Origin of the sequence: Selenomonas ruminantium subsp. ruminantium ATCC 12561, assembly GCF_000424065.1 — a bacterium.
Classification (GTDB): domain Bacteria; phylum Bacillota; class Negativicutes; order Selenomonadales; family Selenomonadaceae; genus Selenomonas_A; species Selenomonas_A ruminantium.
The window spans coordinates 63299-89637 of record NZ_AUJE01000015.1; the positions used below are offsets into that span (position 1 = coordinate 63299).

Annotated in this window: 25 protein-coding genes; 6 read left to right on the forward strand and 19 right to left on the reverse strand. The window is 50.6% G+C overall.

Annotation, left to right across the window (positions count from 1 at the left end):
- The 6 genes from G598_RS0107250 to G598_RS0107275 are packed head-to-tail and all read right to left on the reverse strand — an operon-like array spanning nucleotide 1 to nucleotide 6148.
- Nucleotides 1–1278 carry a hypothetical protein gene (locus G598_RS0107250; protein ID WP_026766401.1) on the reverse strand — a complete coding sequence of 426 codons (1278 nt, stop codon included), beginning with the start codon at nucleotides 1276–1278 and terminating at the stop codon, nucleotides 1–3.
- A 26-nt stretch (nucleotides 1279–1304) separates the two neighbouring features.
- The gene (locus G598_RS0107255) at nucleotides 1305–2093 is read right to left on the reverse strand and encodes a polysaccharide deacetylase family protein (RefSeq protein ID WP_037363522.1); all 789 of its coding nucleotides are present in this window, start codon (nucleotides 2091–2093) and stop codon (nucleotides 1305–1307) included.
- 23 nt (nucleotides 2094–2116) lie between these two features.
- A complete protein-coding gene (gene whiA / locus G598_RS0107260) occupies nucleotides 2117–3046 on the reverse strand; it encodes a DNA-binding protein WhiA (protein ID WP_026766403.1) in 930 nt (309 codons plus the stop codon).
- Between the two features lie 27 nt (nucleotides 3047–3073).
- A complete protein-coding gene (locus G598_RS0107265) occupies nucleotides 3074–4390 on the reverse strand; it encodes a gluconeogenesis factor YvcK family protein (RefSeq protein ID WP_026766404.1) in 1317 nt (438 codons plus the stop codon).
- Nucleotides 4391–4393: 3 nt separating this feature from the next.
- On the reverse strand, nucleotides 4394–5326 hold the full coding sequence (gene rapZ, locus G598_RS0107270; protein WP_037363505.1) for an RNase adapter RapZ: 933 nt from the start codon (nucleotides 5324–5326) through the stop codon (nucleotides 4394–4396).
- A gap of 15 nt (nucleotides 5327–5341) precedes the next feature.
- Nucleotides 5342–6148, reverse strand: coding sequence for a Cof-type HAD-IIB family hydrolase (locus tag G598_RS0107275; RefSeq protein ID WP_026766406.1), 807 nt, complete (start codon nucleotides 6146–6148; stop codon nucleotides 5342–5344).
- 151 nt (nucleotides 6149–6299) lie between these two features.
- On the opposite strand from G598_RS0107275, the gene G598_RS0107280 reads away from it, so the two are divergent.
- The 3 genes from G598_RS0107280 (at nucleotide 6300) to G598_RS0107290 (ending at nucleotide 7630) form a co-directional block, all read left to right on the forward strand.
- Nucleotides 6300–6770 (forward strand): hypothetical protein, encoded by a 471-nt coding sequence (locus G598_RS0107280; RefSeq protein ID WP_026766407.1) that lies wholly within the window; start codon nucleotides 6300–6302, stop codon nucleotides 6768–6770.
- 316 nt (nucleotides 6771–7086) lie between these two features.
- Nucleotides 7087–7356 (forward strand): hypothetical protein, encoded by a 270-nt coding sequence (locus tag G598_RS0107285; protein ID WP_026759778.1) that lies wholly within the window; start codon nucleotides 7087–7089, stop codon nucleotides 7354–7356.
- A complete protein-coding gene (locus tag G598_RS0107290) occupies nucleotides 7349–7630 on the forward strand; it encodes a DUF4160 domain-containing protein (RefSeq protein WP_026766408.1) in 282 nt (93 codons plus the stop codon). The genes G598_RS0107285 and G598_RS0107290 overlap by 8 nt, the downstream gene beginning before the upstream one ends.
- Nucleotides 7631–7904: 274 nt before the next feature.
- Here G598_RS0107290 and alr read toward each other — a convergent pair whose 3' ends face one another.
- Nucleotides 7905–9011 carry an alanine racemase gene (gene alr / locus G598_RS0107295; RefSeq protein WP_026766409.1) on the reverse strand — a complete coding sequence of 369 codons (1107 nt, stop codon included), beginning with the start codon at nucleotides 9009–9011 and terminating at the stop codon, nucleotides 7905–7907.
- A gap of 75 nt (nucleotides 9012–9086) precedes the next feature.
- On the opposite strand from alr, the gene G598_RS0107300 reads away from it, so the two are divergent.
- The 3 genes from G598_RS0107300 (at nucleotide 9087) to G598_RS0107310 (ending at nucleotide 10645) form a co-directional block, all read left to right on the forward strand.
- Nucleotides 9087–9449: a NusG domain II-containing protein gene (locus tag G598_RS0107300; RefSeq protein WP_026766410.1), complete on the forward strand. Its 363-nt coding sequence runs from the start codon at nucleotides 9087–9089 to the stop codon at nucleotides 9447–9449.
- 3 nt (nucleotides 9450–9452) lie between these two features.
- Complete coding sequence (locus G598_RS17300) at nucleotides 9453–9974, forward strand: Gx transporter family protein (protein WP_051180052.1); 522 nt, start codon at nucleotides 9453–9455, stop codon at nucleotides 9972–9974.
- 110 nt (nucleotides 9975–10084) lie between these two features.
- A complete protein-coding gene (locus G598_RS0107310; protein ID WP_026766411.1) occupies nucleotides 10085–10645 on the forward strand; it encodes a hypothetical protein in 561 nt (186 codons plus the stop codon).
- Between the two features lie 233 nt (nucleotides 10646–10878).
- Here G598_RS0107310 and ptsP read toward each other — a convergent pair whose 3' ends face one another.
- The 12 genes from ptsP to G598_RS0107375 form a co-directional block, all read right to left on the reverse strand.
- Complete coding sequence (gene ptsP, locus G598_RS0107315; RefSeq protein ID WP_026766412.1) at nucleotides 10879–12591, reverse strand: phosphoenolpyruvate--protein phosphotransferase; 1713 nt, start codon at nucleotides 12589–12591, stop codon at nucleotides 10879–10881.
- A 116-nt stretch (nucleotides 12592–12707) separates the two neighbouring features.
- Nucleotides 12708–12974, reverse strand: a complete 267-nt coding sequence (locus G598_RS0107320; RefSeq protein WP_026766413.1) for an HPr family phosphocarrier protein — start codon at nucleotides 12972–12974, stop codon at nucleotides 12708–12710.
- A gap of 302 nt (nucleotides 12975–13276) precedes the next feature.
- Complete coding sequence (locus G598_RS0107325) at nucleotides 13277–14965, reverse strand: sigma 54-interacting transcriptional regulator (RefSeq protein WP_026766414.1); 1689 nt, start codon at nucleotides 14963–14965, stop codon at nucleotides 13277–13279.
- 78 nt (nucleotides 14966–15043) lie between these two features.
- Nucleotides 15044–16330 carry an adenylosuccinate synthase gene (locus G598_RS0107330; protein WP_026766415.1) on the reverse strand — a complete coding sequence of 429 codons (1287 nt, stop codon included), beginning with the start codon at nucleotides 16328–16330 and terminating at the stop codon, nucleotides 15044–15046.
- A gap of 27 nt (nucleotides 16331–16357) precedes the next feature.
- The gene (gene purB / locus G598_RS0107335; RefSeq protein WP_026766416.1) at nucleotides 16358–17650 is read right to left on the reverse strand and encodes an adenylosuccinate lyase; all 1293 of its coding nucleotides are present in this window, start codon (nucleotides 17648–17650) and stop codon (nucleotides 16358–16360) included.
- Between the two features lie 895 nt (nucleotides 17651–18545).
- Nucleotides 18546–19358, reverse strand: coding sequence for a MetQ/NlpA family ABC transporter substrate-binding protein (locus G598_RS0107345; protein WP_026766417.1), 813 nt, complete (start codon nucleotides 19356–19358; stop codon nucleotides 18546–18548).
- Nucleotides 19359–19385: 27 nt separating this feature from the next.
- Nucleotides 19386–20039 carry a methionine ABC transporter permease gene (locus tag G598_RS0107350; protein WP_026766418.1) on the reverse strand — a complete coding sequence of 218 codons (654 nt, stop codon included), beginning with the start codon at nucleotides 20037–20039 and terminating at the stop codon, nucleotides 19386–19388.
- On the reverse strand, nucleotides 20008–21069 hold the full coding sequence (locus tag G598_RS0107355) for a methionine ABC transporter ATP-binding protein (protein WP_026766419.1): 1062 nt from the start codon (nucleotides 21067–21069) through the stop codon (nucleotides 20008–20010). The genes G598_RS0107350 and G598_RS0107355 overlap by 32 nt, the downstream gene beginning before the upstream one ends.
- A 60-nt stretch (nucleotides 21070–21129) precedes the next feature.
- Nucleotides 21130–22503, reverse strand: coding sequence for a sodium-dependent transporter (locus tag G598_RS0107360; RefSeq protein ID WP_026766420.1), 1374 nt, complete (start codon nucleotides 22501–22503; stop codon nucleotides 21130–21132).
- 279 nt (nucleotides 22504–22782) lie between these two features.
- Nucleotides 22783–24054, reverse strand: coding sequence for a serine--tRNA ligase (serS, locus tag G598_RS0107365; RefSeq protein ID WP_026766421.1), 1272 nt, complete (start codon nucleotides 24052–24054; stop codon nucleotides 22783–22785).
- Between the two features lie 119 nt (nucleotides 24055–24173).
- Nucleotides 24174–24941, reverse strand: a complete 768-nt coding sequence (locus G598_RS0107370) for a TPM domain-containing protein (RefSeq protein ID WP_026766422.1) — start codon at nucleotides 24939–24941, stop codon at nucleotides 24174–24176.
- Between the two features lie 13 nt (nucleotides 24942–24954).
- A complete protein-coding gene (locus G598_RS0107375; protein WP_026766423.1) occupies nucleotides 24955–26061 on the reverse strand; it encodes a TFIIB-type zinc ribbon-containing protein in 1107 nt (368 codons plus the stop codon).
- Nucleotides 26062–26339: the final 278 nt, after the last annotated feature.

Genomic DNA, 26339 nt, shown 5'->3' on the forward strand with positions numbered 1-26339 from the left:
TTACTTCTTGGGCAGCATAACCACCGCTACAGGCAGGTTGGATGCCCCCGGCGGGGAAAATTCAAAGACGGTTTCGCTTCGGCCCACACTCTCGCCCAAAGGCGCAAGTTCGGTATTTTTAGCCAGCTGCCATGTACCGGCTTCCCGCTGCGCCTGAACGGTATCGCTTTCCGGAGCAGTCCGGTCACCAAAGTAAGCACGCTCTCCCGGCGTCGGAAACAGGGTATAGGTCTTAGTGGCCTGGAAGCTGCGCATAGCACCGGCATAAGTGCCGCCCAAGGGACTTAAATAATAATCCACTTTTCCGGTCTGCACCGGCAGTTCAATGCGGTAATTGATGCCATAGTTACCGTAGTTGGTCACGGCACTGCCATCGGTGGCGTCAATTCCCGTACGATATTTATCCGATTTATCATCGGCCAGCATAAAATAAACGCCGCCGTCCTCACCAGGATTATAGACCTTCTTGGCCGACAACACGCGATTCATGCCCTTAAACGTGCCTCGCAGACGCATTTCGTCCTTGGGCAGTACGGGCAGATTCTCCGCCGCCGTCACAGGGTCGCCATAAGCGTCCAGCATGATAACCGAAACCAGCACCGAATGGTCTGCATGGAAGTCAAATACACCATAGGTCAGTTCACCCGGCTGTAAAATAGTCATATTCATATTTTCCTGCAATAAGCGGGACATACCGGGTTGCAGCGCAATCTGCTGATTTTTTTCCCGGCTGAAATATTCGAGCTGCGTAGCCTTGCCAACCTTCAGATAATCACTGCTGGGCTGGCCACTGCCGCCACGGGTAACGGTTACGATGTTTTTACCGTTGTATTCATTTTTCAGCACCACCGCGAGTTTCTTCGGTTCACTGCTGTTGTTTAGATGATAAAAGAGCACTCTGGCGTCTCCCTGCACAGAATCCTGATAGAGAATACCATTCTGCTCCACATATTCCGGACTGTCGGAAAAGAGCAGCGTACCGCCCTCATCCCGGCTTTCCATATCCCAGCGGGCGAGCCCCTGTGTATGTTGCTTTTCCTTACCAGCTGAAACAGCCGCTGAAAGCGCCTGTTTGTTCTCCTTCGTCTGTAGAATATTTCTTACACGGTCCAAGAGTTTCGTTTCCGTTCCCCCCTTCACCTGCTTATTCTGCACCGCCCTGTCCGAATGCACGATGGTAACTGCACCGCTGACATTGGCATGGCGGGCCTGCGCCAGCGACGGCATCATCATCAAACCTGCCGCCAGTACAGCCAGTATTTTTTTATTTCCTTTCATGAATTTAAAACATCCTTACTAAAATATCACTCGTTAACTAAATGCTGATGAATCCCCAAACGGGTCATAACCTCACTCTTGAACAGACGCAGCTTAAACTCCGTCAGCCCCAAACGTGGATGAGGAATATTTGTACGCTGCAACAGATAGGTGTTGGTCTTGAAATTGTTCAGACCGCCATCACCAGTAACAGCCGTAAGGTACTCATTTTCCTTCAACAGGTCCGGCATGCCTTCATCGTAAGCCCCATTGGGGTAGGAAAAGGTGTATATGGTCTTTAAACCATTCCATTCCATCAAGAGCTTGGAAAGTTTCATTTCCTCAGCCTGTTTTTCCCGGTCAAGGCTGGTCAGGGGCTGATGATTCGCCGTGTGGCTGCCCAATTCAATGCCCCGGTTCTGCATATCCCGCAGCTGATTCCAGCTGAGGTACCCTTTGCGGCCAATGCTGTTCGTGACCATGTACACCGTGCCTGTCATATGCCGTTCTTCCAGCATGGGCAGAAGCGTCGTGTAATTATCCTCATAGCCGTCATCAAAGGTCAACACCACAGGCTTGGCCGGCAGTTCCTGCTTGCCTTTTTTCGCCCGCATGAAATCCTGCATGGTGATGGTGGTATAGCCTTCGGCCTGCAGATAATCCAACTGCTCGGCAAAATCTGCCACCGGAACGGTATAAGCCCAGCCATCATCGCCCACATCATCGCTGACATGATGATATTCGAGCACCAGAATGCCCTGGGGCGCCGGTGTCAGCGTCAGCCAGGAAATAAATACCAACAGGGCAAAGGCCAATACGCCCAGCCCATATTTCATATAACGCAATCTAAAATCCCTCTCTATCCTGACGTTTCTGCCAGTTCTTTTAATTTACGCATGCGGTGATTCATACCTGACTTGCTGATGCCCAGCATTTCAGCCAGCTCCTGCAGAGTAGCATCGGGATTTTCCAGCCGCGCTTTTGCCGCCGCCCGCACCTTGGGCGGCAGACTGGAAAATTTTCCCTGGGCTTCCAAAGCCCGAATCATCGCCAGCTGCCGTCCAGCAGCATCTACGGCTTTTTGCAAATTCGCTGTTTCACAGTTTACCAGCCGGTTAACCTGCTCCCGCACTTCCTTGACATTGCGGGCCACCTCAAAGCTTTCCACCGCTTCGTCAGCCTCCACCATGCCCAAAAAATCAATTACCGCGTCACCCTCCTTAAGGTACACAATATAGGAATCCTTGCGGTCTACAAAACCTGCTGGAAAGCCCATGCGCCGCAGTAAATCGTAAAGCAGATTGCCCAGTTCAAAACTGCCCGTCACCAGTTCCAGATGATAAGCCGCTTCCGGACGATTCACACTGCCGCCCCCTTGAAAAGCTCCCCGCAAGTAGGCAATGCGGCAGCACTGTTTTTTGAGAATGCCGCGGTCATTTTCCATATTGAGACTGTCCTCATGGAGGAAACCGATACGCATAAACAATTCGTTGACCTTTAGGGACGGCACCGCCCGCACCGTATAGCTGTTGTTCTTATTGAGCTGGCGTGAACGGCGCACAGTAATCTCTGTCCGCAGATTATCACCCTCACTCTTTAAGAGTTGGAGCACTTTACGAGCTACCGCCGCATTTTTTGAGGTAAAATTGAGCCCAAATGTATGGCCCGCGCCAATGGTCAAGGTCGCCCCCATGCGCAGCAGCGCAGCCAATTCTGCTCCCCGGCAGCAAGGTTCTTCATAGTAAAGCCTTGCCAGCTCATTTTTCACCTCAGTGGCAAAGGACGGCATAAGCCTCCTCCTTTTCCAAACTTACATTTACTTGATTTCATACTTTTTCAACGCGCTGGGCTGCAGATGATAGACCATGTTCATCACGGCCTTGCTGAGTTTATCGGGGTCATGACGGATAAGCTCCTGCTCATTGATGATATCCGCCTTGACAAAACCCACGCCCAAAGCGTTAATAGCCGCTTCATCCACTTCTACCGGATAAGCTCCCTTCTTGGCATAATAATCCTGCATCTCCGGCGAAATCGGCGAATCATTGACCAGCATATAGTCAATGATTCCCTTGCCGCCATGGTCAATGATGGCCTTGGCATGCATAGATGCCGTATAACCATCAGTTTCACCAGGCTGGCTCATCACATTGCAGATATAAATCTTGATGGCCTTGCTCTTGCGAATGGCCTCGGCCACCCCGTCCACCAACAGATTCGGCATGATGCTGGTGTAAAGGCTGCCCGGCCCCAAGATAATCGCATCGGCATGTTTTAGTGCCTCCAGCGCCGACTGTACCGGCTGAACATGTTCGGGAAACAAACGTACCCGATGAATTTTCTTATGGACTTCCGGGATTTGGGATTCTCCTTCAACCACCGTGCCATCTTCCATAATGGCATCCAGCCGCACATGGTCCTTCGAAGCAGGCAAAACCTGCCCCTTTACCGCCAGGACCTTGGAGGATTCCTGCAAAGCCTGCTCCATATCGCCCGTCACTTCATTCATGGCCGCGATAAAGAGATTGCCAAAGCTATGGCCGGCCAATTCCGATTTGCCCTTGAAGCGGTACTGGAATAATTTTTCCATCAAGGGTTCCGTATCGGCTAAAGCCACCAAACAATTGCGCAAATCCCCGGGCGGAATAATGCCAAATTCCTCCCGCAGACGCCCCGACGAGCCGCCGTCATCAGCGACGGTCACCACCGCCGTGACATTACTGGTGGCCGCCTTTATGCCGCGCAGCAGCACGGAAAGTCCATGTCCGCCGCCCACCACCGCAACATTCGGTCCTTTGCCCAAACGCCGCTTTTCGTAGATGATATCCACCAGCCGCTCAGAATTATCCGGCAGCAAAACCATAATGACGGAACGAATCGTATAGCGGGTAGCGGCCAGCATCAGTACAGTTCCCAAAATTACCACCAAAATCCCGATAAAGGTGGTAATAGAATAGTCATAGGTTCCCTTCCAAAGATATACAGCCTGAAAGATTGCCTCTTCAATGGCATCCAGATATTTATAGTTAAAAACCAGAGCCAGTCCCAGGCTTACCAGCATGACACCGGCAGCAAACAGCAGGAACCAGCGCTTGAATTTCATGCCCGGATAAAGCCATTTTAACAAATGCATATCTTAGCACTCCTCACGCACGTGTTCCCACACATCGTTTTTCATCAAATCCCGGTGCTCCAGCTTTACGGGCATCCCCTTATCCTTCAGGCGGTCAAAGATATGCTTGGCAATAAAAACACTGCGATGCATACCACCGGTGCAGCCCACGGCAATGACAAACTGACTCTTACCCTCTTTCACATACTGGGGCACCAAAAAATCCACCATATTGTCCAGATGTTCGATAAACTGCTGTGTTACCGGCCATTTGGCAATGTACTCGGCCACCTCCGGCACTGCACCGCTCTTATGACGCATGGATTCAATATAAAAGGGATTCGGCAGGAAACGCACATCCAATACCATATCGGCATCCAGCGGCATACCAAATTTAAAGCCAAAGGAGAGCACATTGATGCTCATCTGTTCCCCATCACTATTGCCGAAGATGCGGTGAATCTTATCCCGCAGTTCCACCTTTTTGAGTTCCGAAGTGTCGATAATGTAGGTAGCCTTCGCCCTTGCCGGAGACAGGCGCTCCCGCTCCTTGGCAATACCATCCGAAATACGTGAGGACGGCGCCATCGGATGACGGCGGCGCGTTTCCTTATAACGACGGATAATCACCGGGTCAGATGCATCCATAAAGAGCATTTCATAAGGTACATCGTCCTTATCCATATCATCGAGCACATGAATAAAGGTGTCAAAAAACTCCCGGCTGCGGGTATCGACTACCAGCACAACCTTGCCCACGTGGTCACCTGCATGCTTGCAGAGTTCCACAAATTTGGGAATAAATACCGGCGGCAGATTATCCACCACAAAATAGCCCAAATCTTCCATATAACGGCAGGCCTGCGTCTTGCCGCCACCGCTCATACCCGTAACCATAACCAAACGGAATTTATCCTCTTTGGGCTGTTCCAAAACTTCTGCTGTTTCTTTTTCCATTACGCTCACCTGCCTTTAATCCTGATGCAAAACATACTGCTCAATAGCCTGTGCCCAACCGTCATCATCACAGTTGCCGGTTACGGCATTTGCTATAGCCTTAACATCGTCCGTGGCATTGCCCATCGCCACGCTGAACCCTGCCGCCTTTAACATAGGCAGGTCGTTATTGGCATCGCCAATCGCCATCGTCTCGCTGATGTCAATATCCAGAATTTCTGCCAATTTCACGAGAGCTGATGCCTTGGACACGCCCGGGCTGATGATCTCAATGAAATCCGCCGAAGACTGCGTTAAGGTCACACGATTGCCAAATTCAGCATGAAGCTGGGCCATCCAATCCTGCGTTACCGCCGGGTCAGGCGTGATAATCAGCATCTTATACATCCTGCTGACTTTATTGCGCATACCCTCATAACCGATATCTTCACCGATTACCTTCTGGCTATGCTCGTAACGCCTGGAAAATTCACCATAATCCGAGTAGTAGAGCCCATCACCGCTGTAAGTCTGCAAATACCAGCCCCGCGCTGCCGCAAAATCCGTAATCTGGCGGCAAAGTTCTTCATCCAGATACTGCTCATAATAAACCTTGCCAGATGTAGATTTAATCAGTGCACCATTATAGGTAATAATGGGCACATCCAGCCCTAAGGCTTCTGCAACCGGCAAAGCGGCCCGATACATGCGCCCCGTAGCAATGGTCACAATGGTACCAGCTTTCGCCGCTGCCTGCGCTGCGGCAATATTGCCCGCCGACACGGGCTTGCCGCCCCGCAGCAACGTACCGTCCAAATCCGTAGCCAATAATTTTATCTTCATAAAAATGCCCCCTTGTGGTATTTTTATTTTTCCTAAATATAATCAGTACTTCTATTTTCTCACATCCCGCTGAAATTGCAAGGGAAAAGTCGAATATGTTATACTGTTGATGTAAATTCGTAAAATTCACGAACAGAGGGGATTTAATCCAATGATAAAAAAAATTTTCATCGCCATCGGCCTGCTGCTGATGATTACCGGCATCTTCGGCCTATCCTATACCTGGCATATCGACCACCGCACAGCCGAGAGTCTGTCTGCCTACTGCCGCATTGATTTCCAGACCTCCCATACCGCACAGGGCAAATTAGAAGGCGCTGTGCTCACCATTTGGGACTGGCGTTATGACAATGCCAAGCTCAAAAACGAAGCCATCCTCTATACCGATGGCGATGCCTGGGAGATGAAAGCTGCTACCAAGCAGACCCCGCCGCCCCACGACAGTCAGGAACACGCCTGGCAAAACGAAAACAAACTGTTTGTGGAACTCCCCCGCTCCAGCCTGCCTGCAATCAAAAAAGCGGAAACCATACGGTTCCGCTTCTACTATGATAATGGACAGACAATTGATTTGCCGCTGAATGAGCCGGATTTAGAGTACTGGAAAAGACAAGTCCAATAAATTCGTTGCAGGAAGATAGTCCGGCGGGGGCGGGCAGCTATTTACCCCGACTGCGCTTAGACGGCAGGCTAAACAGATTTTTTGCCTTGATTTAGCGGGAACGGCTTAAACTCACTTCGTTCAAACAAAAGCCTTTTCCCGCTAATATTTCGGTGGGCAAAAAATCTGTTCTTCACGCCTGCCGCCCAACGCTTCGCTGGGGCAAATAGCTGCCCACCCCCGCCTCCGTCTTTGTATGTATGACCTAATAAATTGATGTAAAAGAATTAGCACCATGATATAATCTAGGTAACAAACGGCGAAAGGAGAACTACTTATGAAAGAGTATTGCAAACTCTACAAGGAGAACCATACGCTCATATTCGCCATCATGCGGATATGGGAAACGGACGAGAACGGTGAAAATCTCGAAATGCGCGTAGAATGTGAGGACGATATGGACATCTATGCCGAGTTCACTCTCCCAGCTTACCATTGCCACCATGCTTACGGTTTTAAGGAAAGCGAACTAATGGAGATAAAAAACTTCCTCAAAGACAACGCCGTCACAATTTGGCGCATGGCAAGGGGGGAACTCTGTGCCTAAAGCATTAATTGACTTTCTTGGCTATGCAATCTACTTTTGGCTCAATGAAAATGAACCCCTAGAACCTGTCCATGTGCATATTTCCAAAGGCAGGCCTACCCCCAACGCCACCAAGGTATGGATAACACGAAATGGTGTACACTTAGAACACAACAACAGCCAAATCCCCCGCAACGAACTAAAGGAACTACTGAACTTCATCAACGAAAATAAAAATACCGTTATCGTTGAATGGGCCACCAGATTTGGCAAAACAGATTTTAAGGAGAAATAAGTTTTATAGATAGTACACGGCGAGTTGCACAATGGTCATAATAATGAGCAACTAGCCGCCAGCGGTGCTGCTTGCCTAAGCGTCGCGTAGAAGTTGGGCGTTAAGAAACGGCTCTCTTGCCAAACCTTAATATCCTGTATAAAAGTCTACTGTCTGAGCGCAGCGAGTTTTGACTTTTATGCAGGCTTAATTAAAGGCAAGAGAGCCGTTTTAGCACAACTTCTCAGCAGAGCGTGGCAAGCAGCACCGCTGGCGGCGTACTTCGCATTTACACTTAACGGTATATTCTCGGCACCCGCGCACTAAGCAAGCACGGCACCTCGTAATTAATGGTGTTGCCCCAGCGCGCCACCTCATCAATGGTCAGGCTGTCACTGCCAAACAGGGTAACCTCGTCCCCAATTTGCACGCCTGGAATATCCGTCACATCCACCATCACCTGGTCCATGCACACCCGGCCGGCAATCGGTGCTTTCTGCCCATGAATTTCCACAAATCCCTCTTTGCCATAGGCACGGATATAGCCATCGGCATAGCCAATCGGCAGGGTGGCAATGCGGCTTTCGCGTTTTGCCGTGAACTGCCGCCCATAGCCAATACTTTCGCCCGGCTGCAAGGTCTTAACCCAAACCACTTTGGCCTTGAGGCTCATCACCGGCTGCAGGTCAATCGGATGGGTTACCTCTTCGGACGGCCACAGGCCATACTGGATAACCCCCGCCCGCACCATATCAAAATGCGCTTCGGGAATTTCCAAAATTGCCGCCGATTCTGCAATATGCTTTAGGGAAAGCTTTATCCCACGACCTTCCACAGCTGCAATTGCTTCCTTAAATGCCGCCAGCTGCGCTTTCGTATACGTCTTATCCTTGCTGTCTGCCGTGGCAAAATGGGAGAACATTCCCTCGATTACCAGTCCCAGCATCTTGTCAATCTTTGCGGCCAGCTCTCCGATTTCCTCCGGACGCACGCCGATACGCCCCATGCCCGTGTCCACTTTCAGATGGATGCGGGCTTTTTTCTGTTGGCGCTGCGCCTCCTGCGACAATGCCTTAGCCAAGGACAATTCGCAGACCACCTGTGTCAAATCATAATCCACAACATCCTTAGCGTCCTCCGGCATAACCAAACCGAGTACCAAAATCGGCGTAGTAAAACCTGCCTGCCGCAGTTCGATGCCCTCGGACAAGGTTGCCACAGCCAGATATTCTGCCCCTTCCTCAACAGCCACTCTGGCCGCCGCCACGGCTCCATGACCATAGGCATTTGCCTTGACCACTGCGCAGAGTTTAACCCCTGCCGCCAGCTGTTTTTTGATTTCTCTATAATTATGACGTAACGCCTGCAGATTGACTTCGGCCCATACCGGACGATTTGGCATTACCCCCACACTCCTTTTACGCAAATTTCATTTCTAAGTATAGCAAAATGGTATAGTTAAGTCTATAATGTAGATATGAATAAACTGCTTAAAAAGGCGGATATCGTGCTAATTGTCCTGCTCTTTACGCTCTCCCTGCTACCGCTGGCAAAATTCGGTCAGCCGGAACCTGCCTGTTATGCTGAAATCCGCCAAGCAGGCAGGAGCATCAAACGCATTCAGCTGACAGGGCATACAGGTGTTACAGAACTTACTGCCACCTGCGAAGTAAACGGACAGAAAAAACACAACCATATCCGCGTAGAAAATGAACATATTATCATGACAGCTGCCGACTGCCCTGATAAAATCTGCGTACAGACAGGTGCTGTATCCCAACCTGGCGAAATCATTGCCTGCCTGCCCCATAAATTAATCATTGAAATCAAGAGCGAATAACCCATGAATCTACGAAAATACCTGTACATCGCCCTGCTGACCGCCATCTCACTGGTACTTTTCTTAGTGGAAGGTTTTATCCCCTGGACCTTTATTGCACCGGGAGCCAAGCTTGGTCTTGCCAACATTGTCACCGTCTGCGCTCTCTATACTTTAGGTTTTCGTGCCAGCCTGCTGATTGTCCTTATACGCACAGGTCTGGCTTCCTTTTTCGGTGGCGGCCCAACGGTCTTTCTCTACAGCCTAGCGGGCGGTCTGCTAAGTCTTACGGTCATGATGGGTTTAAAAAAAACTGCCCGTTTCTCCATCTTTGGCATCAGCGCCGCCGGCGGCTTCAGCCACCATCTCGGCCAACTTTTTCTCGCCGCCCTAGCAGCCGATACCCTAAACATCTTCCGTTACCTGCCGATACTCGGCACCTGTGGTCTTGTAACCGGACTCACCATTGGCTGGCTGGCTGCAAAAATATTAAAACAACTGCCCTCAAACGGCCATCTGTCCCGGCACTACACCACCAACGAATAAGAATAATACCACGACCAGCCTCGAGCCAATTGACAACATGCTCACCATTACTTATACTAATCGGTATACAACTTTACAATCACCGCTGAGCACAAGGGAGGGCATTTTTTATGGAAAAGCTTACTTTAGAACGAGCAAAAGAAATTCTTGCCAAACATACAACCGAAGAACATCTGTTCCATCACGCTGCCGCTGTCAGCGCCGCCATGGGTGCTATGGCCGAAGCCTGCGGCGAGGATAAGGAGCATTGGGCCGCCATCGGCTGGCTCCACGATGTGGACTATGAAAAATATCCGGACGAACACTGCCATCATGTACAGGAACTATTAGCCCCCGAAGACGTGGAGGAAGATGACATTAACGCCATTATCTCTCATGGTTATGGAATCACTATCAACGAACATGAACCCACCACGAATTTAGAAAAGAGCCTGTTTGCCGTAGACGAGCTTACCGGCATTATTCAAGCCTATGCCTTGATGCGTCCCGAACGCATGGACGGCATGGCGGTAAAATCCCTCAAGAAAAAATACAAGGACAAAAAATTCGCCGCAAAATGCAACAGAGAAATCATTAATCGCGGTATCGAAAATCTTGGCATGGATTTAGGCAAGGTCATGGAGTACTGCATCAAAGGCATGCAGGAACACCATGAGGAAATCGGTCTGTAATTAAAATACCAACAACGTACCTTGCCGGCCCGTCGCTTTACGGGTGCAGCGTATGACGGCTGGCGTTAAGAAACTAATATTTGCATACAAAAATCCCTGCCTAAAGGCGTTGTTTGAGCGTAAGCGAGTTTAGCCTTTAGGCAGGGATTTATTTTTTTGCAAATATTGGTTTTAGCCAGCCGTCTCAGCGGAGCACGTAAAGTGACGGGCCGGCAAAACTATGCAGCTTGAAATTACAATACTTTGCTGAGGTAAGCCTTGATTTCGTCGCCGTCTTCCATCTTCATCACGTCAGCGAGGATTTCCTTAGCTTTCGTGGAGCTGATGTTGCGGATTTTTTCCTTAACACGCGGAATGGACGGAGCGCTCATGGAGAGTTCGCTGATGCCCATAGCCATGAGGATTACAGCAGCGTTCGGGTCGCTGGCCATTTCACCGCACATGCCGGCCCAGATGCCGTTTTCACGGGCGCTGGTAATGGTGCGCTGAATGAGCTGCAGTACAGCCGGGTTGAAGTGGTTGTAGAGTTCAGCGATGTTGGCGTTGCCGCGGTCACAAGCCAGCGTATACTGAACGAGGTCGTTGGTGCCGATGGAGAAGAAGTCTACATACTTGGCGAGTACCGGCGTCATTACAGCAGCAGCCGGCGTTTCAACCATGATACCAACCTGTACATCTTCAGCATAAGCCTTGCCCTCATGAGCCAGTTCCAACTTAGCTTCTTCGATGAATTCCTTGACCTTCTTGAATTCTGCTACGTTGATAATCATCGGCACCATGATGCCCACTTTGCCGTATACACCAGCACGCAGGATAGCTTTCAGCTGCGGCAGGAAGAGGTCCTTGCGCTGCAGGCTGATGCGGACTGCACGGTAGCCGAGGAACGGGTTTTCTTCTTCCGGAATGTTGAGGTACGGCAGGGGTTTGTCACCGCCGATATCCATGGTACGGATAACGCAGAGGTTGCCCTGGCACTTTTCAACTGCTTCTTTGTAAGCCTTGAACTGGTCTTCTTCATTGGGGATATCCTGACGGCCCATGAATACGAACTCAGAACGGAACAGGCCTACGCCCTTGGCACCATACTTGAGGGCATTATCCACGTCCATATGCGTGCCGATGTTAGCCATGAGGTCAACCTTCACGCCGTCCGTCGTAACAGCAGGCAGGTCTTTGAGCTGAGCGTAATGTGCAGCCAGTTCCTGCTGTTTCTTGATTTTTTCGTTGTAACCAGCCAATTCTTCTTCGCTGGGGTTCACGATAATCTTGCCTTCTTCGCCGTCCATGATAACATGGTCGCCATCAGCAATCTTGTCGATGCGGTCTTCTTTGTTCAGGCCAACAATGGTCGGAATAGCACGGGCTTTGGCGATGATAACTGCATGAGCCGTCGTGGAGCCGGAGCCTAAGATTACACCGGCAATCTTGTCGGTCGGCATGCCAGCGATAACGGAAGGCTCGATTTCACGGCCGCAAAGGATAACTTTTTCGTCACCCAGTTCCGGTTCTTTAACGCCCAGGATATACTTAGCTACGCGCTTGCCTACGTCACGGAGGTCAACGGCACGGGCTGCGAAGTATTCGTCTTCCATCATCTCGAACATCTGAGCCTGTTCTTCAGCAGCTTTGAGGACTGCCTGCGGAGCATTGGCATTTTCTTCGAGCTTTTCTTCGATTTTCTGTGCCATCATGGGGTCCTGCACCATCATGCGATGTGCTTCCATGATTGCAGCCTGCTCTACCATATTCTGCTTCTGCAGGCGGTCGATGTTTTCACGCAGGGTTTCTGCTACGGCGGTCAGAGCGTCCTGAGCCTTCTTGCTCTCCACTTCTTTGGATTCCGGCTGGTAGTTTACCAGATAGCCGTCCAGATTCTGACCTGCCAGCATGATTTTACCGATAGCAATACCGGAAATAACGCCTTTACCTCTGATTGCGTCTGCCATTTTTCTTTTTCCCCCTGATAATAGTTGCCATAACTATGATTGATTTCGTAAAAAACGCCTTCCTCCAAAGTCTCCAATCCTTGGAAAGAAGGCGCCCTAACCCTATGGGTTAATCATTACTCTTCGCCGAACTTGGAATCAACGAGTTCTTTCAGAGCCTTTACAGCATCTGCTTCGTCCGGGCCGTCTGCAACGATGGTGATTTCCGTGCCTTTTACAAGACCCATGCTCATGATCATGAGAATGGACTTAGCATCAACAGTCTTGCCCTTAGCCTGAATCTGAACCTTGGACTTGAACTTCGTAGCCGTCTGTACGAAGATGGATGCCGGGCGGGCATGGATACCAGTTTTGTTTTCGATCGTTACAACTTCCTGAGTCATTTGAAAATCTCTCCTCTTCATTTAACCATATTCTAAGGAACTGTTCATAAACAAATTTATTGCCAGTTCCTAAAGCGAACATGAAAATCTTTAACTGCCCTATATTAATGCAAGCAGCGTGCCAACTTTTTAAAACACTTGGTAAAATTTCCTAAAATCGTCATATACCCTGTGATTACTAATCGCATAAAATGAAAAATAATATTTATCCGTGAAAATTTCCCAGAGAACAATTCCTGTTTTTGGTAAATATTACCAGCTTTATTATTTTTATTGGTAAATATTACCAACATAGGTAAAATTTACCAAAATAAAAACAAGCCATATTTTCGAGCTTTAGCTGCCACAGTTTTATGCGTGATTTTGAGTTCCTTAGCCGCAGCATTAAACGTGCCACACTGCTTCAAAGCCTTGGCAATGATGCGTTTTTCGTATTCTTCCCAGGGAAGCACCGCACTTTCCGTTTCAAGCTGCCGGACTTCCCTATCGGCGGCCTCGCCTTTGATATAAGAAGGCAAAGCCGCCACGGTGATGGTATCGCTGTCCATCAGCGTAATCACCCGCTCAATGACATTTTCCAGTTCACGCACATTGCCCAGCCATTTGTAGCGCATGAGAATGTCCATGGCTTCCGGTGTAATGCTGCGAACAGTTTTTCCCGTAGCGGCACTGATTTTATCAATAAAGTGCTCCACCAGCAGTGGAATATCGTCAATGCGTTCCCGCAGGGGCGGCAGGATAATGGGAATGACATTCAGGCGATAATACAAATCATCGCGGAACGTGCCGTCCTTGACCATATCCTCCAAATGACGGTTGGTGGCGGCGATAATCCGCACATCCACATGGACGGTTTCTTCGCCGCCCACGCGGTCAAATTCCTTCTGCTGCAGAACCCGCAGGAGTTTGACCTGCATCTTCTTGTCCATTTCGCCGATTTCATCGAGGAATATCGTGCCGTGGTCAGCCAGTTCAAATTTCCCCAGCTTGCGCTTCACCGCGCCGGTGAAAGCGCCCTTTTCATGGCCGAATAGTTCCGATTCCAACAAGGTGCCGGGAATGGCTCCGCAGTTCACACGGATAAACGGCCCCCGCCGCCGCTCACTGGCATAATGAATGCCCTCGGCGATGACTTCCTTGCCGGTGCCACTTTCGCCGCGAATCAGCACGGTCGCCGAGGATTGTGCTGCCTTGGAGGCCAGTGCCAGCACGTCGATAACCTTGCCGCTTTTGCCGATGTAGTTGGCAAAGGCATTGGCTGTCTTTTTCGTGCGCAGAAGTTCCTGTTCCAGATATTCTGCCTTGGCGGATACCTGCGAGAGACGCGCCATAAGATTTTGCAGTTCTGTGATGTCCTTGATGACCGAGACTACGCCAGCGATTTCACCATTGACAAAAATCGGATTGACATTGGCCACGACGGTTGTACCGTCCTTCTTGCGACTGATGCTGCCAATACGAGCAACACCAGTACGCAGCACTGCACAGCGGTTGCCGTCTGGCGCGGTCTTAAAGACATTCTGCCCCATGACCATCTCGGGAGTCTTATGGACAATGCGCAGATAAGAGGGATTGACATAGGTGATTTCGCCCGTCCTGTCCACCACGCAGATGCCGTCCTGCACCGCCTCCAAAATCATCTGCAGGCGTTCCTGCATCAAGGCATTTTCATGGAGCAGCTTATCCATTTCATGGATTTTCCCCGGCTCGCGCATCTCGAAATCGCCTTCCAGAAAGCGCACCATTTCGTAGACTGCCTGCCGGCCCGCATCACCTTCGGCAGAGACAAAGACCGAATCGCCTTTGCAGATTTTGAGCGCCACCAGCTTCATCAGACTGCGCATCTCAAAGCGCTCACTGCGCTGGCTGCGCAAAAACAGGGGGGTTGCATATTTCTCGCTGAGTTCCCGCGCCCGCTGGACAATCATTGCCGCAATGCGGGCATGTATGCCGCTGTTGTGTTGTACCACGGCCTCCTGTTCATACATCATCGGACTGGTTCTCCTTTCTGCCTGCCATAAGCAAATAAGGGCGGTACAAAACGCTGTACCGCCCTCCTGCTTTAAACCTTAAAATATATCCTTGGCCAGAACAATCGTCTCGTCGCGGTTCGGGCCAACGGAGACAATGCCCAGGTTGATGCCAGTTACTTCTGCCATGCGTTCCAGATATTTCTTCGCATTTTCCGGCAGGTCTTCGTACTTGCGGATTTTGCTGATATCCGTGTTCCAACCTGCAAAAGTCTCATAAACCGGCTCTACTTCAGCCAATACCTTGAGGCTTGCGGGGATTTCGTTGAGGATTTCGCCCTTGTACTTGTAGGCTACGCACATCTTGATTTCCTCGAAGTTATCGAGAATATCCAGACGCGTAACTGCCATGTAGTCGATACCGGAAATCAGACCAGCATAGCGAACCACGCAGGCATCGAGCCAGCCCGTACGACGGGGACGGCCCGTAACCACGCCATATTCATGGCCTTCTTCACGTATTTTCTCGCCAATGGCATTGAGCTGTTCCGTTGGGAAGGGGCCTTCGCCAACGCGGGTGCAGTATGCCTTGACGATACCGACCACTTTGTCAATCTTATTAGGAGCAACACCAGCGCCTACACCCACACCACCGGAAATCGGATGGGATGCCGTAACGTACGGATAGGTACCATAGTCAATATCGAGCATCGTCGCCTGCGCACCTTCAAAGAGAATCTTGCGGCCTTCCTTGATTTCGTCATTCAAGAGCGCAATGGTGTCGCAGACATAAGGACGCAGACGTTCTGCATAGCCTAAATATTCCTTGAGAATTTCGTCATAGGAGAGCGGCTCATGGTCATACAGGAGTTTCAGTTCCTTGTTCTTGATTTCCAGGTTTTCCTTGAGTCGTTTAGCAAATTCTTCCTCGTCCATCAAATCGCAGACACGGATGCCGATGCGGTTATCACGGTCCATGTAGCAGGGGCCGATGCCGCGTTTCGTGGTGCCAATCTTGTTGTCGCCGCGGGCTTCATCGCCAATGCCGTCCATCAGACGGTGATAGGGCAGAACCACATGGGCACGGTTGGAAATGCGGATACCGGACAGGTCAATGCCACGTTCAGCCAGCCCATCCATTTCCTCCAACATAACCATCGGGTCAAAAGCCACGCCATTGCCGACAATGCAATGCGAACCCTTGAACAGAATTCCGGAGGGCATCAGACGGAGCTTGTAAGCCTCGCCATCAACAACCACGGTATGACCGGCATTACTGCCGCCCTGAAAACGCACTACCGTATCGGCCTGCTGAGCCAGATAGTCCACGATTTTGCCCTTGCCTTCATCGCCCCACTGGGTACCTGTTACTACTACTGTTGACATAAGTCTCTCTCCTTAACGCCTTGTTAATTAAAGGCCAAAACGTTCAAAAATCATATCGACATGACGCAGGAAATACTTGTAATCGAAGCAATCGTCGATTTCTTCCTTGGTCAGGTATTTCGTGATATCCGGGTCATTTTCCACGCTCGTGCGGAAGTCCTGGCCTTCCATCCAGCGTTTCATGGCATTGCGCTGTACCCACTTGTAGGCATCTTCACGCAGTACGCCCTTGCTGACCACCGTCAGCATGATGCGCTGGCTGTAGATAAGGCCGCCCGTACGCTCCATATCGTGGAGCATCTTGTCCGGGTAAACCAGCAGTTTATCAATGATATTCGTGAGCTTCCGCGTGCAGTAATCCACATTGATGGTGCTGTCCGGCAGGATAACGCGTTCTACCGAGGAATGGGAAATATCGCGCTCGTGCCAGAGGGTGATATCCTCCAATGCTGCTACGGCATTGCCGCGCACCAAACGTGCCATGCCGGAAATGCGCTCGCAGTTGATGGGGTTGCGCTTATGCGGCATAGCCGAAGACCCCTTCTGTCCCGGGGAGAAATATTCTTCTGCTTCACGGATATCTGTGCGCTGCAGATTGCGGACTTCCGTAGCAATCTTTTCGAGCGTGCTCGAAACAATAGCAAGTGTCGTCACAAATTCCGCATGGCGGTCACGCTGAATAACCTGCGTAGCCAGCGGCACCGGCGTAAGGCCGAGTTTCTTGGCCACACGCTGCTCGATTTCCGGGTCGATATTGGAATAAGTACCAACCGCACCGGAGAGCTTGCAGACGGAAACCGTCTTCTTGGCATGCTCCACGCGGTCGATATCGCGTTCAATTTCCGCACTCCACAGAGCCATCTTCAGACCAAAAGTCATCGGCTCAGCGTGAATGCCATGGGTACGGCCAATGCAGGGCGTATGCTTGAATTCCACGGCACGGCGGCGCAGAACCTCACGGAATTTGCGCAAATCATCTAAGATGATATCGGCTGCATCCCGCATCATCATGCAATAAGCGGTATCCTTAACGTCGCTCGACGTCAGCCCCTTATGCACATACTTGGAATCCTCACCAACATTCTCGGCGACATTGGTCAGAAAGGCAATGATGTCATGATGGGTAACGGATTCAATTTCTAGAATGCGCTTCACATCAAATTTTGCCTTGGCACGAATATTCTTCGCAGCTTCCGCCGGGATTTCGCCCAGCTCTGCCATGGCGTCGCAAGCAGCCAGTTCCACGTTCAGAATCTGCTGCCATTCGTTCTCGATGGACCACAGGTGCCCCATCTCCGGGTTGGTGTAACGTTCAATCATTAGTGAATTCCTCCTAATTTTCTGCGGCGTCACTGCACCGCGGAAGTGAAAACACGATAAAAAAACTCAAATTGACTGCCCCGCCATCTGCGAGCCTCAGCCTCATTTTGAGTTTGGAGAAAGTTCTTTAGTTTCCCTTTCTTATAATAGCAAAGCGGAAGGCCAGTGTCAACCTCTGCCGTCAATCATGAACAAAGATACATTGGCATTATACCTTTTGGATAAGATACATTTGCGCTATACAGGAACACCGGCGGGGGAGAGCTAATCATTTTTCTTCGCTGAGACAGGCTTGTCAAACGCTGCGAAAAACAATTAGCTCTCCCCCCGCCTCCCGTTCTCTAAAACATTGACATCCAATCAATGCTTGTTGTAAAATATATTCATAAGAATTCTTCCGAGCATCGTCATGTGCTCACAAAAAAGCACCCCTGGAGAGATTAGGGCCTCTCCTATACGGGGTGCTTTTCCTATAGAGGCTAGACTGCTGCTAATCTAACCATTTGCGCACCAAGCCAGCTATTAGGGTAGCGACAAGGCTTGCCAGAACGGACAAGAAGAATTCTTCCATCGTCATGTTTTCACCTCCCTTCGCAGGGAGCAGCACACAAAGTATAGCACACCTCTGAAATACTTGTAAAACTACATTTTTACATAAAATTAAGCCCGCGGGGCTGATGATGACTTTCCGCAGCTTTTGACAAGCCTGTCTATAGCGAAGGAAAGTTATTATCAGCCCGGCAGGCGTTTTATTACCTCGAACCTAATCACGGTAATCCCAGTAAAAACTAAGCCCGTGGACTGATGGTGACTTTCCGCAGCTTTTGACAAGCTTGTCTATGGCGGAGGAAAGTTACCATCAGTCCACGGGCGTCTTTATGCCTCGAACCTGCGATTAGAATGCCGGCACAACCGCACCTTTATACTTTTCGTTGATGAAGTCTTTAACCTCTTTGCTCTGCAAAGCCTTAATCAGCGCCTGAATCTCCGGACGCTTTTCATCGCCTTCACGAACGGCAACGATGTTCACATAGGGAGACGTGCTGTCTTCCATAAAGAGCGCATCTTTGGTCGGCACGAGGTTAACCTGCATAGCATAGTTGGTGTTGATAACGGCTGCATCCACATCATCAAGCGTACGCGGAACCTGCGCAGCTTCTACTTCCTGGAACTTGAAGTTATGCGGATTGCCCGTTACATCCTGCACCGTAGCCTTTTCCTTCACGCCATCTTTCAGCATGATAAGACCTGCCTTCTGCAGGAGCAGCAGGGCGCGGCCGCCGTTGGTCGGGTCATTCGGGATGGCAATAGCGGCACCATCTTTAAGTTCCTTCAGGTCTTTAACCTTCTTGGAGTATACCCCCATAGGCTCGATATGCACGCCAAACGCATTTTTCAGCTTGACTTCCTTATGTTCTTCCATAAAGTTCACCAGATACGGTTCATGCTGGAAAAAGTTGGCGTCCAGTTCCTTGTCGTTGAGCGCCAGGTTTGGCTGTACATAGTCGTTGAATTCCACGATTTCCAGCTTGATGCCGTCCTTTTCCAGAAGCGGCTTCACGATTTCCAGAATCTCTGCATGGGGCACTGCCGTAGCGCCGACCTTCAGTGCCTTGCTGTCCGTCTTGGCTGCCTGTTCACTGCCGCAGCCGGCAAAAGCCATCGCCGCAATCAACAGCGTACCGATAAGTGCTAAAACTTTTTTCATAGAGGTACCTCCCTTATAGATAAATGCTTATTTTTTATCCAAGTGCTTGGCGATGGTGTTGCCTACAAACTGTACCGCCTGCACGAGAACAATCAGAATAATAACCGTGGCAATCATCACTTCCGGGCGGAAGCGCTGATAGCCGTAGCGGATGGCCAAATCACCCAGACCGCCGCCGCCAATGGCGCCTGCCATCGCCGATTCGCCGACCAGGCTGATAACCACTGTCGTCAGCTGTGCCACAATGCTGGGCATGGATTCCGGCAGCAGTACGCGGCTGATAATCTGCATAGGCGTAGCGCCCATGGACAGTGCCGCTTCAATCAGGCCATAAGGCACTTCCTTGAGGCTGGTTTCCACCTGCCGCCCGATAAAGGGGATGGAGGCGATAACCAGCGGCACCATCGCCGCTGTCGTACCGATAGCCGAACCGACCAACAAGCGAGTCAGCGGGATAATGGCCACCATCAAGATGATGAACGGAATGGAGCGAATGGCGTTGACCACCGTACCGATTACTTTATTGAGCAGCGGCGACTCCAAAATCTGTCCTTTGTCCGTGGCATAGAGCAGCACGCCCAAAGGAATGCCCAAGGCCGAGGCGATGGCCATGGAAACGGCTACCATGTAGACGGTTTCCCCCAAAGCCTTAGTCAGCAGAGGAATCATGTCGTTTGACATAACCAATCACCTCCTCTTTTAAGTCACGGCTTTTGAGGTAATCAAGTGCCGCCTGCACTTGGGAATTTTCGCCCCGCAGGCCGATAATCATGCGGCCAAAGGGTGTGGATTTGATATGGTCAAGGTTGCCAAACAGCAACGTGGTTTCCACTTCCGGGAATTTGCGAATCATATCGGCAATTACCGGGTCATCAGCCGACTCGCCAATAAACGTCAGCCGCATCAGAAGATAAGCGTCTTCTGCCGGTTCCGGGCTGATTTTGCCGCCGCGGAAAGCCGCCGGCAGGTCATTGGAAAGCAGCACACTGATAAACTCTTTCGTAATGGGCTGCTGCGGATTGGTGAAGACTTCGAGCACCGTCCCCTGCTCGGCGATAACGCCCTTGTCGATGACCGCCACCTTGTCGCAGATATCCTTGATAACCTGCATTTCATGGGTGATGACCACCACCGTGAGCTGCAATTTCTTGTTGATATCGCGAATCAGCTCCAAGATGGCCTTGGTGGTCTGCGGGTCAAGGGCGCTCGTGGCCTCGTCACAAAGCAGCACCTTCGGCTCACTGGCCAGTGCCCTTGCGATGCCTACGCGCTGTTTCTGCCCGCCGGAAAGCTGTGATGGATACTGCCCCGCTTTTGTCTCCAAGCCCACCAGCTTTAAGAGCGGCTCCACCTTTGCCTTGATTTCGCTGTCGGATTTTCCGGACAGTTTCAACGGAAAGGCGATGTTTTCATAAACCGTCGCCGAGGACAAGAGGTTAAAATGCTGAAAAATCATGCCGATATCCTTGCGCGCCTCCCGCAGTTCGCTGTCACTAAGCGCCGTCATATCCTGTCCATCAACGATGACCTTGCCCCCCGTGGGCCGCTCCAGCATATTGATACACCGCACCAGCGTAGACTTACCTGCACCGCTGAGGCCGATAATGCCAAAAATCTCACCCTTGGCTATTTCCAAATCAATGCCCTTTAGCGCCGGTACCGGCCCTGCCGGACTGGCATAAGTTTTCTCCACTTTCGAAAACTTAATCACAGGCATTCACTCCCATCTAAAACAAAATAACAAGCCCAATTGCAACTTATTATACACCATTTACCTACTAAAGAACAAGGCGTAATAACCGTTTACAAAAATAACGAGTACGATAATCGGTATGATGTAGGTTACATAGAACCGAATCCATTTCGGGAACGCCATGCCGCGGCCGGTATCTGCTTCCTTGATGAAGTTATCCCAGCCCCAGCCATAACGACTGGTACAGAACGCCATATAGACCAGACTGCCCAAAGGCAGGATATTGTTGGAAACCAAAAAGTCCTCCAAATCCAGCACGCCGGAGCCTTTGCCCAAAGGCTGAATCCAGCTCCACTCATTAAATCCCAGTACGCAGGGCAGAGAGAGCAGGATAACGAGGGGAATCCCCGCGCAGATAATCTTGCGTCTGTCGATATGCAGCAAGTCAAAGAAGCAGACAACCAGATTTTCAAAAACGGCAATAACTGTGGACATTGCCGCAAAGGTCATAAAGAGGAAGAACAATGTTCCCCAAAGCCGTCCAAACGGCATGGCGTTAAATACATTTGGCAGGGTCACGAACAAGAGATTCGGCCCGCTCGATGGACTTACCCCATAGCTGAAGCACGCAGGGAAAATGATCAGCCCCGCCATAATAGCTACAAACGTATCGAGAACGATAATCCAGACTGCTTCCCCCGTAAGGCGTTTGCTCTTGCCGATATAGGAACCGAATACAGCCAAGGAGCCCATGCCGATGGACAGCGTAAAGAATGCCTGGCCCATAGCCGCAAAGATAACTTCCTTTAAGCCGTGTTCCATCAGACGGCCAAAGTCCGGATAGAGATAATACTTGAGACCTTCACCTGCGCCCGGCAGCAAGACCGAGTTGATGCCCAAAATCACCATGAGCACCAACAGGCAGGTCATCATAAACTTCGTGATGCGCTCCACGCCGGCTTCCACACCGAGGTAGCAAACACCGCCGCAGAGTACGACAATGGCCATCATATAGCCCCCCATGGTCACCGGGTCCTGCAGGAGTGCACCGAAAATCGCGCCAATGCCGGCAGCGTCCAGACCTTCGAAAGCACCGGTCGCCGTCTTATACAGATAGTAGAGCATCCATCCAGCCACGGTGGTATAGAACATCATGAGAATCATATTACCGCCAATGGCTGTATACTTATGCCAATGCCATTTCGTGCCTTTCGGCTCCAGTACATCAAAGGACATCGCCGCACTGCGGACACTGGCACGGCCAACGGCAAATTCGGCCACCATAATCGGCAGGCCTAAGATAGCCAAAAACAGCAGGTAAATCAGCACGAAGGACGCGCCGCCATACTGCCCCGTAATATAAGGGAACCGCCACACATTACCTAAGCCAATGGCACACCCCGCCGATACGAGAATAAACCCTAATCGGGTAGAAAATCCATTTCTTTCCAACAATTACACCTTCTTACAAAAAAATTTCGCTCCCTGCGATAAAAACAGATAAATACACCTATCTATCTTACCGCAAAGAGCGAATTTTGTCCAGTCGTAAGCGACACATCAACAGCCAACAACTGTATAATTGTACACACACGCACATCACATGCGATACGGACTCGCGCTCAGCGCCCAAGGAAGGGCGCTCGCGGACGTAAATCACGTGATGTGATTTCAGTCCGCTGTTTCTTTTGGTTACTTTTCTTTGCACCAAAGAAAAGTACCACCACTAACTTAGCGAATTACCTCTACGCCGCCCATGTACGGAACAAGCGCTTTCGGTACGATAACCGAGCCGTCTTCCTGCTGATAGTTTTCCAGAATTGCGGCAACCGTACGGCCAACAGCCAGACCGGAACCATTCAGCGTGTGCACAAATTCCGGCTTGGACTTCGCATCGCGGCGGAATTTGATATTGGCACGGCGTGCCTGATAATCCAGGCAGTTCGAGCAGGAAGAAATCTCACGGTACTTGCCCTGCGACGGGAACCAAACTTCGATATCGTAAGTCTTGGCGGACGTAAAGCTCATATCGCCCGTGCAAAGCTGTACCACATGGTACGGCAGTTCCAGAATGCGCAGAACATCTTCAGCGGCATCCACCATGGATTCGAGTTCATCCCAGCTCGTTTCCGGCTTAACGAATTTAATCAGCTCGACCTTGTTGAACTGATGCTGGCGGATAAGACCGCGGGTGTCGCGGCCGGCGCTGCCTGCTTCAGCACGGAAGCAAGCCGTGTAAGCGCTGTAGTATTCCGGCAGCTTGTCGCCGTCGAGAATTTCATCACGATGGTAGTTCGTGGTCGGCACTTCAGCCGTCGGCACCAGATAATAGTCCATACCTTCCAGCTTGAACATATCTTCGGCAAACTTCGGCAGCTGGCCCGTGCCCGTCATGCTGTCCTTATTGGCAATGTAAGGTGCCAGCATTTCCGTATAGCCATGTTTCGTGGCATGGAGGTCCATCATGAAATTGATGCAGGCACGTTCCAAACGGGCGCCCAGCCCCTTGTAGAACATGAAACGGGCACCGGTAACTTTAGCGGCACGGTCAGCATCGAGAATGTCCAAATCCGTACCGATATCCCAGTGTGCCTTCGGCTCGAAGGAGAACTCTTTCGGCGTGCCCCATTTGCGCACTTCCGGATTTTCCGTGTCGTCCTTGCCGATGGGCACATCAGACTTGGGCATATTGGGGATGTGCAACAGGATGTCCCGCAGCTTTTCCTCGACTTCTTTGAGCTGGGCATCCAAAGACGAAATCTTTTCGCCTACAGCACGCATTTCGGCAATCTTGTCATCCGCATTTTCCTTGTTCTTCTTCATCTGGCTGATGACCTTAGAAACCTCATTGCGCTCAGCCTTCAAGGTTTCCGTCTCCTGCAGCAGGCTGCGGCGCTGCTGTTCGAGCGCGGAAAAATCATCCAGATTCAGTGGATTATGACGGTTGGCCAGCATCTGCCGTACTTCATCGAGATGCTCACGGACAAATTTAATGTCTAACAAAATACTCACTCTCCATATCTCATATCCCCAAGAGCCCCAAAGCCTCAAGGGCAAAAAATCATCTAAAACAGTATTATACAGCAGTTGCGCCAAAATTGCCATATAAGACGACCTGCGAACTAGAATTTTCCACCGCCACCGCCATGACTGCTGTCACTTGCGGAACTGGAGCTATCACTGGACTTGGATTTCTTGCGGCGGGTCACTGTGGTATAAAGGTATCTGTCCTGTCTTTGGAAGATATCTACACTGTCCTGTTTCAAATACGCAGCCGCTTCTACCGCCGGAGCCACATTACTCATGCCGCAGATAAGATAATAGGCAAAGCCAAAACCGCCCGCAGCGGCAACCATGACCGCGATAATCGCCGCAAACATATCAAATTCGTCAGCAGGGTCATAAGGTACGCCTTCTGTTTCATAGTAAGTCAGATACTTATCTACGCCATCCACGAAATTGTTGAAGCCGTCACTGTAATCGCCGTTGGATAAATCGTCCAAAAAGAGATTTTTGATCCCTTTTATCCCCACATCATCGGTGATTTTGGCCCGCATATTGTTGTCGGTCGAGATATACCAGTCCCGGCTGCCCATGGCCAGCACGAGCACAATACTGCCGTTTTCGCCATTGGCATAATTTTTGTCCAAAATATTGTTAGCATATTTGCCGGCGCTCATGCCCTGAGGCAAATCCTGCATGGTGCAGATACCGATTTTTACCTTATGCGCAGCCTCCACCTGCTGGATTTTGGCCGTCAGGGCCTCACGCTGGCTGGTGCTCAACAGTTTTGCTTGGTCGGACACAGGCTGTGCCGCTAGAGCCGCGGACTGGCAGATAAGCAAAAGAGTGAGGCAGACACCTTGCAAAACGCGTAAAATCTTTTTCATGTCCATCCCCTCCTCAATCCGCCAGCAGCCATTTGGCTGCATAGTACACAATGGGCAGAATGATAGCAAAGGCCAGCAAACCGTAGGCCACCGCCTTTTTCATATCGTAAGGCAGGCTGCCCACTACCTTGCCGGACTGGCCGTTCATCATAAAGGTATAGGGCTTATCCTGATAACGCGTGGTGACAATCCACACCGGCGCCATACAGTAGGTTACCGCACCAGCCTGTTTCTTCACATCGGACTCGGTACAGGAAACGCTGTCATATCCTTCCACTGTATCTCGCAGGACATCAAGGGCACTCTGCTGCACCCGCTTGTCAGCGCGCGGCACAGAAGCTTCGGCATCCACATCATATTTATCCGCAAGAAAGCCCGTCATATAGGCATTGGAAAAAGGCACCATTTCGCTGTAATCAAATGGCTCAATGCTCTCCATATAGGTATCGTCCATCTTTTGACTGCCGTCTACCGGAATACGAGCAAACGCCATGCTGCCAGAACGCAGGCATTCATAATGGCTGGTTTCCGTGACTTCCTCGTCACTGCTCTCATAGATGTGCACCTTCTCCGCCCGGAAATGCGCATAGGCATTTACCTCGGAATCAAAGAGCCAAAAAGGCACATAAATCGCCTGTATGGCCTCGATGCGATTTTGGGACTTAAAGAGACTGGGCAGCAGCCACTTGTCCTCGCAAAAAGCCTTGAGCGCCGCCTTGGCATCTTCCTTGGTCTTCTTGAACGGTATGATGTAATCGGGTTTCAACATCCCCTCAAACCGACTGGGCAGCATGACCGCATGACCGCAGTAACAGCACTCTGTTGCCATCGTATTGCCATCCGCTACGATTTCAGCCCCGCAGGACTCACAGGTATAGGACTTAAACGCCTCTGCTTCTTCGGCGGTCCACTCGCCACCAGCCACGGCGGTATCCCATTTTTCATCCTGCTTTTCGGCGGCTTCAGCCGCCATAGCTTCTTTCGCCTTGAATAAATCTTCAATGGCCGCCGCATCCAGTTCTGTCCCGCAGTATTCGCAGGTTATCTTCTGGGTGCCGGGCTTAAAATCCAGCGGCGCACTGCAATTCGGGCATTTATAAGCTACAGAAGAACTTGCCATCTCGCCACCGTTACTGAAAACTTATAAAAAGCCATAAACCTTCCGTAGAAAGTTAACTTTTATGTTCCATTCCTCATTCACCGCGTCCGCTTTTGCCGTCCTGAAGAACAGACTACTCACGTTTGATATAACGCTCCAGAGGCTTAAATTCCCGACTAACGAATCGGTACATATCTGCATTGACTTGTTGGTGTCAGCTTGCAGATTTAGATAGCTCCGCTTCCCCATAGCGTTTGAGATTCAAAGATGCTTGGAAGTCACGGCCTATCACATTGCCA